A 6,035-nucleotide genomic window follows, 5' to 3' on the forward strand; every position below is an offset into this window, starting at 1 on the left:
CATGAGCACAGATGTCCTGCGATCAACAAAGCGTTTCGTCAACCGTTCATGTAGTGCGTCGGATAATCGATCTTCAATTTCCCGCGTCTTTTCTTGCCAGTGTGTCGGATCGGCCAGCCATCCGGGCCGGTTCGACACATAGGTCCAGGTTCTGATCTGCGCGATTCGCGCCGAAAGTGTGTCGATCTCGCCATCGGTATGATCGGCGCGCCGGACCTGTTCGGCCATGAAATCCTCGTTCACCGTTCCGCGGCGAACGAGATCTCCGTAAAGCGTGGAGATCAGATCGGCGTGCTGTGCCGGCGTTATGCGCCGATAATCGGGCAAGGCGCAGGCTTCCCAAAGTTTTTCGACACGCTCGGCATTGGTCGTGATGTCGATGACTTCCGGATACCGGACCAGATGCTCGAACGCCTGCTGGTCTACCGCAGGTAGCGCCCGGGCGAGGCCCGGAACAGTCGGGGCGGCCTCAAGGCTCTTCTTCAGCGCCGCGATCGAAGAATAGTCGAACGCTTTCGAACGCCATTGCAGCACCTTGACCGGATCGAACTCGTGCGCCTCGATGCGGTGGACAAGTTCATTGTCGAAAGGATCGACACGTCCGGTCACGCCAAAGGTGCCATCGCGCAGATGGCGGCCGGCGCGTCCGGCGATCTGCGCCAGTTCGGCCGGGTTCAGGTCACGGAACTGGTAGCCGTCGAACTTGCGGTCCTGGGCAAAGGCGACGTGGTCGACGTCGAGGTTGAGACCCATGCCGATCGCATCGGTCGCCACCAGATATTCGACGTCGCCTTCCTGGTAGAGCGCCACCTGCGCATTGCGCGTACGCGGCGACAGCGCGCCGAGCACGACCGCAGCGCCCCCGCGCTGGCGGCGGATGAGCTCGGCGATCGCATAGACCTCGTCGGCCGAAAAGGCGACGATCGCCGAGCGATGCGGCAGGCGGGTGATCTTCTTCGAGCCGGAATAGAGCAGTTGCGACATGCGCGGCCGCTCGACGACGGTAATGCCCGGCAGCAGCTGTTCGAGGATCGGCCGCATTGTTCCGGCACCGAGCAGCAGCGTCTCGCCGCGACCACGCAGGTGCAGGATGCGGTCGGTGAAGATGTGGCCGCGCTCGAGATCGCCTGCAAGCTGCACTTCGTCGATCGCGACGAAGGACGCGGTCGTCTCCCGCGGCATGGCCTCGACCGTGCACACCGAATAGCGGGCGCGATGCGGGGTGATCTTCTCCTCGCCGGTGATCAGCGCGACATTGTGGTGGCCGACCTTCTCGACAAGGCGCGTATAGACCTCGCGCGCGAGCAGCCGCAGCGGCAGGCCGATGACACCGCTGTCGTGCGCAATCATGCGCTCGATCGCGTAGTGCGTCTTGCCGGTATTGGTGGGCCCGAGCACCGCAGTGACACCGCGGCCGCTCAGGATCATGGGGTGAACGGACACGTCATCGATCCCGGGCATTCAGAAATTATGACAGCGTCTTTTTCACGCTGGCGGCAAACACATGCCCACGCACCGAGGCAAACGCAAGGGGCGCGGGCAACTAAAACTCATCAACGCCCCTTGCCGCAGAACCCACCATCTCTAGTGGCCGGCGCAAGCGGATCGGGAACAGCCATGGAACGAATCGGAGACGAATCGTTGACGGACTGCGATTCACTGTATGTTCACGACTAGATATAGATTTCAACATCCAACATTGCACCACATGCTGAATCTCATGCCATCTGCGGGCATTGTCGTGCACGATTTGCCTCAATCCCGACCAATCCCCCGTCCGGTGGCCCCAAGGATTCGGAATCCAAGACTCTGGAATGCCTAGAAAATTTTTAACGAATTTCGTCGGTGAATCGACGAACCGAGAGAATGGGAATCGCCTCTGGCCGCCGCGACCACGACGGGAATATACCGCAGCGACTCGTGGACCGCGCATCATTCCGCTTTTGTTCTCCACAAGATATAGTGTCTACGCCCCATCCCGACAAAAGACTTTCAGGCACGACCACGGAACTTCGGCACCCGGAAACGCGCGCATGTGCCGTGCACTCCGCATGAAAACGGCGCCCCGAAGGACGCCGCTCGCAAGCACTGATGACAGCAGCATATCAGACGAAAAACTGTCCGCCGTTCGCCGAAATCGTCGAACCGGTGATGAAGCCGGCATCGTCGGAGGCAAGGAACACCACGCAACGGGCGATTTCTTCCGGTTCGCCGAGGCGGCCGACGGGGATCTGCGGGATGATCCGCTCGTTGAGCACCTTCTCCGGCACCGCCCGCACCATCTCCGTGCCGATATAACCCGGGCAGATGGCGTTGACGGTGATGCCCTTGGCGGCCCCTTCCTGGGCAAGCGCCTTGGTGAAGCCGAGATCGCCCGCCTTGGCGGCCGAATAGTTGGCCTGTCCCATCTGGCCCTTCTGGCCGTTGATCGACGAGATGTTGATGACACGACCAAAGCCGCGGTCGCGCATGGCCGACCAGAGCGGATGGGTCATGTTGAAGAGGCCGGTCAAGTTGGTGCCGATCACCTCGCCCCATTGCTCCGGGGTCATCTTGTGGAACATGGCATCGCGGGTAATGCCGGCATTGTTGACCAGCACGTCGACCGGGCCGAGATCGGCTTCGACCTTGGCGATGCCTTCGGCGCAGGCCTGGTAGCTGGAAACGTCCCACTTGTAGACGGGGATGCCGGTCTCCTGCTTGAAGGCCTGAGCCTTCTCGTCATTGCCGGCATAATTGGCGGCCACCTTGTAGCCGGCATTCTTGAGTGCGATGGAAATTGCAGCGCCGATGCCGCGCGACCCACCCGTGACCAATGCTACCCTGCTCATGCACGCCTCCCACTTGATCAGTTCAGTTTCTCGAATGCCTTCTTCATCAGCTTTTCGCCGACCTGTTGACCGTAGAGCCCCGCGGCCGCCTGGAACTGAGGCGTCGCAAGCGCATCCAGGGCCACCTCGCACTTGGTCAGCGCGAGATCCATCATCACGGTGCTGAGCTGCTCCAGCGACGCTTCCAGCGCGCGGCTGTCATCGTTCAGGGCAGCAACCATCACATTCTTGAAAACGCCCTCCTCGTTGGAGGTCGTATGTTCCAGCATGCACTGAACCAGCCGCGCCTCATCAAGAGGCGCGGGATTGGCCTGTGCGGAAACGATCGGCGAACCGGCCAGCAGGAGGGAAAGAAGAACCCATCTGGCGCTGTTCATGCCGCCAAACCGACTAGAACCGTTCGACGCACATGGCGACGCCCATGCCGCCGCCAATGCAGAGCGTTGCGAGCCCCTTGGAAACGCCGCGGCGCTTCATTTCGAACAGAAGCGTGTTGAGCACGCGGGCACCGGATGCGCCGATCGGATGGCCGATGGCGATTGCGCCGCCATTGACGTTGACGATCGAGGGATCCCAGCCGAGATCCTTGTTGACCGCGCAGGCCTGCGCCGCGAACGCCTCGTTGGCTTCGACCAACTCGACATCGCCGATGGCCCAGCCGGCTCTCGCCAGCGCCTTGCGCGAAGCCGGGATCGGGCCCGTGCCCATCACTTGCGGATCGACGCCGGCCGTCGCCCAGGACACGATACGGGCAAGCGGCTGGATGCCGCGCTTGGAGGCCTGCGCCTCGGTCATCAGCAGCGTCGCGGCCGCGCCGTCGTTGAGGCCGGAGGCGTTGGCTGCCGTCACCGTGCCTTCCTTGTCAAAGGCGGGGCGCAGCTTCTGCATCTGGTCGATCGTCGCGCCGTGGCGGATATATTCGTCCTGGTCGACGGTCACGTCGCCCTTGCGACCCTTGACGATGAAGGGAATGATCTCGTCGGCGAAACGCCCGGCCTTCTGGGCCGCTTCCGCCTTGTTCTGCGAGCCGAGCGCAAACACGTCCTGCTCCTCGCGGCTCAGCTGCCACTGGCGGGCGACGTTCTCGGCGGTGATGCCCATGTGATAGCCATAGAAGGCGTCGGTGAGGCCGTCCTTGATCATCGTGTCGATCATCTTGAAATCGCCCATCTTCACGCCGCCGCGAAGATGGGAGCAATGGGGCGCCATCGACATCGATTCCATGCCGCCGGCGACGATGATATCTGCATCACCGGTTGCAATCTGCTGCATGCCGAGAGCGACGGCGCGAAGGCCCGAACCGCAGAGCTGGTTCATGCCCCAGGCGGTCTTTTCCTGCGGGACGCCTGCCTTCATCGCGGCCTGGCGCGCCGGATTCTGGCCTTCTCCGGCCTGCAGCACCTGGCCGAGGATCACTTCGTCGACCTCGCCCGCATCGACGCCTGCGCGCTCGAGCACACCCTTGATGACGGCGGCGCCGAGTTCATGCGCCGGCGTGTTGCCGAAGGCACCGTTGAAGGATCCGACTGCAGTTCTGGCCGCGCTGGCGATGACGATGGAGGCATTGCTCATGGGACGTTTCCTCAAATTTCTTGCCTGATGGCAGCAGACTGGCAAAGCGCGCGGCCCAAGTCAAACGCCTTGATGCACTGCCACAAAACCGTGACCCGAGACGCGACCGCAAGATTTCGCACTTGCGTCGCCGCAACGCACAAAGACATTGTCAGCGGCGCTCTTTTGCGGATACTCTGAAAAACACAATAAAGACGGGATGATGGGTGAGAGGAGACCCTGATGGCGAAGCATGAAGGCCAGATCGTTATCAAGAAATATGCGAACCGGCGGCTCTACAACACCGGGACCAGCACTTATGTCACGCTCGACGACCTGGCCGTGATGGTGAAGAAGGGCGAGGACTTCGTGGTCCAGGACGCCAAGTCCGGCGAGGACATCACTCATTCCGTGCTGACGCAGATCATCTTCGAGCAGGAGTCCAAGACCGGCAATACGTTGCTGCCGATCTCGTTCCTGCGCCAGTTGATCTCCTTCTACGGCGACCAGATGCAGATGGTGGTGCCGAGCTATCTCGAACACTCGATGCAGGCCTTTACCGAGCAGCAGTCGCAGATGCGCGAGCAGATCAACAAGGCCTTCGGCGACACGCCGCTCAGCAAGAACCTGCAGGTGCCGCTGCAACTTGTCGAAGAACAGGTGCGCCGCAACACCGAGATGTTCCATCAGGCGATGCAGATGTTCTCGCCCTTCATTTCTGCGCCTCCGGTCAAGGAGACCAAGAAGGCGGAGGCGAAGGACATCGACGAGCTGAAAGAACAGCTGCGGGCGCTCCAGACCAAGCTCGACAACCTCGGCTGAACAAAGCCGTCGCATCAAGGTGGGCGGGACTCTTCCGCCTGCACCGACCCTTCGGGATCAAGTCCTCAGAGACCGATCGACACGTCGCGACCGGCCGAGCGCATCGACACGGCAAAGCCGGCGATGACGTCGATGAAGCTGATTGTCATCAGGATGAAGAAGAGCTGCGTTGCCGCCGGAGCAAGCAGCAGGAATTCGATCAGGAAGACGATGAACAGGACCATCGACAACAGATGATCCATCAGCGCCCGGCTGCTCGTGCGCGTCGCCTTCAAAAGTTCGACGAAAAGCAACAGCAAGGCACCGACGATCAGAAGATCGCCGAAGCGCATCGTCCAGGTCGCACCCGACAGCATCGACAGCGACACCATCTCGGCGTTGAGCCCGGAGAGGCCGCCGAACATTCCGATCATCGCGAGATTGTAGATTGCAAAGGGCAGGATCAGCAGCGGGATGGCAGCAAGCATCGGAACTCCATTTTTAGGCGGCGTCTTCACGCAAGGTGCCAGCGATAGCACGGCGTCCAAGCGGGATCATGTCAGATGCAAAAGAAAAGGGCCGGCAGAGCCAGCCCTTTGAACTTTGTCCGCGAACGGAAACGCTTATGCGTTTTCCTTCGGGGTCAGAACCTGGCGACCGCGGTACATGCCGGTCTTCAGGTCGATGTGGTGCGGGCGACGCAGTTCGCCGGAGTTCTTGTCCTCGACGTAGGTCGGGGTCTTCAGAGCGTCAGCCGAACGGCGCATGCCACGCTTGGACGGGCTCGTTTTTCTTTTAGGTACAGCCATTTCATTCTCCACTTATCGGGCAAACACTGTTCAGCAGCCGAAA

7 protein-coding genes are annotated in these 6,035 nt (G+C 61.2%); 1 reads left to right on the forward strand and 6 read right to left on the reverse strand.

The window, feature by feature from the left end; all coding sequences use genetic code 11:
• The 4 genes from VGO12_RS07580 to VGO12_RS07595 form a co-directional block, all read right to left on the reverse strand.
• On the reverse strand, nt 1-1,428 hold a 1,428-nt coding region (locus tag VGO12_RS07580; RefSeq protein ID WP_327512118.1), incomplete at its 3' end, for a helicase-related protein.
• Between the two features lie 677 nt (nt 1,429-2,105).
• Nucleotides 2,106-2,831, reverse strand: a complete 726-nt coding sequence (locus VGO12_RS07585) for a beta-ketoacyl-ACP reductase (protein ID WP_275021881.1) — start codon at nt 2,829-2,831, stop codon at nt 2,106-2,108.
• A gap of 17 nt (nt 2,832-2,848) precedes the next feature.
• Nucleotides 2,849-3,208: a hypothetical protein gene (locus tag VGO12_RS07590; RefSeq protein ID WP_327512114.1), complete on the reverse strand. Its 360-nt coding sequence runs from the start codon at nt 3,206-3,208 to the stop codon at nt 2,849-2,851.
• Nucleotides 3,209-3,221: 13 nt separating this feature from the next.
• Nucleotides 3,222-4,403 carry an acetyl-CoA C-acetyltransferase gene (locus VGO12_RS07595; RefSeq protein ID WP_327512115.1) on the reverse strand — a complete coding sequence of 394 codons (1,182 nt, stop codon included), beginning with the start codon at nt 4,401-4,403 and terminating at the stop codon, nt 3,222-3,224.
• 222 nt (nt 4,404-4,625) lie between these two features.
• On the opposite strand from VGO12_RS07595, the gene phaR reads away from it, so the two are divergent.
• Entirely contained in the window at nt 4,626-5,204 is a 579-nt protein-coding gene (gene phaR / locus VGO12_RS07600) for a polyhydroxyalkanoate synthesis repressor PhaR (protein WP_327512116.1), read from the forward strand.
• A 65-nt stretch (nt 5,205-5,269) separates the two neighbouring features.
• Here phaR and VGO12_RS07605 read toward each other — a convergent pair whose 3' ends face one another.
• The gene (locus VGO12_RS07605; RefSeq protein ID WP_327512117.1) at nt 5,270-5,671 is read right to left on the reverse strand and encodes a hypothetical protein; all 402 of its coding nucleotides are present in this window, start codon (nt 5,669-5,671) and stop codon (nt 5,270-5,272) included.
• Between the two features lie 135 nt (nt 5,672-5,806).
• Nucleotides 5,807-5,992: a 50S ribosomal protein L32 gene (rpmF, locus tag VGO12_RS07610; protein WP_057254881.1), complete on the reverse strand. Its 186-nt coding sequence runs from the start codon at nt 5,990-5,992 to the stop codon at nt 5,807-5,809.
• Nucleotides 5,993-6,035: the final 43 nt, after the last annotated feature.

The sequence above is a fragment of the Ensifer sp. genome, from assembly GCF_035999135.1.
In the GTDB taxonomy this organism is placed as follows: Bacteria; Pseudomonadota; Alphaproteobacteria; order Rhizobiales; family Rhizobiaceae; genus Ensifer.

Bases quoted from the DNA above. Each gene is read 5' to 3' on its own strand.
- VGO12_RS07585 (WP_275021881.1), bottom strand. From the start codon at position 2,831: ATGAGCAGGGTAGCATTGGTCACGGGTGGGTCGCGCGGCATCGGCGCT.
- VGO12_RS07590 (WP_327512114.1), bottom strand. From the start codon at position 3,208: ATGAACAGCGCCAGATGGGTTCTTCTTTCCCTCCTGCTGGCCGGTTCG.
- VGO12_RS07595 (WP_327512115.1), bottom strand. From the start codon at position 4,403: ATGAGCAATGCCTCCATCGTCATCGCCAGCGCGGCCAGAACTGCAGTC.
- phaR (WP_327512116.1), top strand. From the start codon at position 4,626: ATGGCGAAGCATGAAGGCCAGATCGTTATCAAGAAATATGCGAACCGG.
- VGO12_RS07605 (WP_327512117.1), bottom strand. From the start codon at position 5,671: ATGCTTGCTGCCATCCCGCTGCTGATCCTGCCCTTTGCAATCTACAAT.
- rpmF (WP_057254881.1), bottom strand. From the start codon at position 5,992: ATGGCTGTACCTAAAAGAAAAACGAGCCCGTCCAAGCGTGGCATGCGC.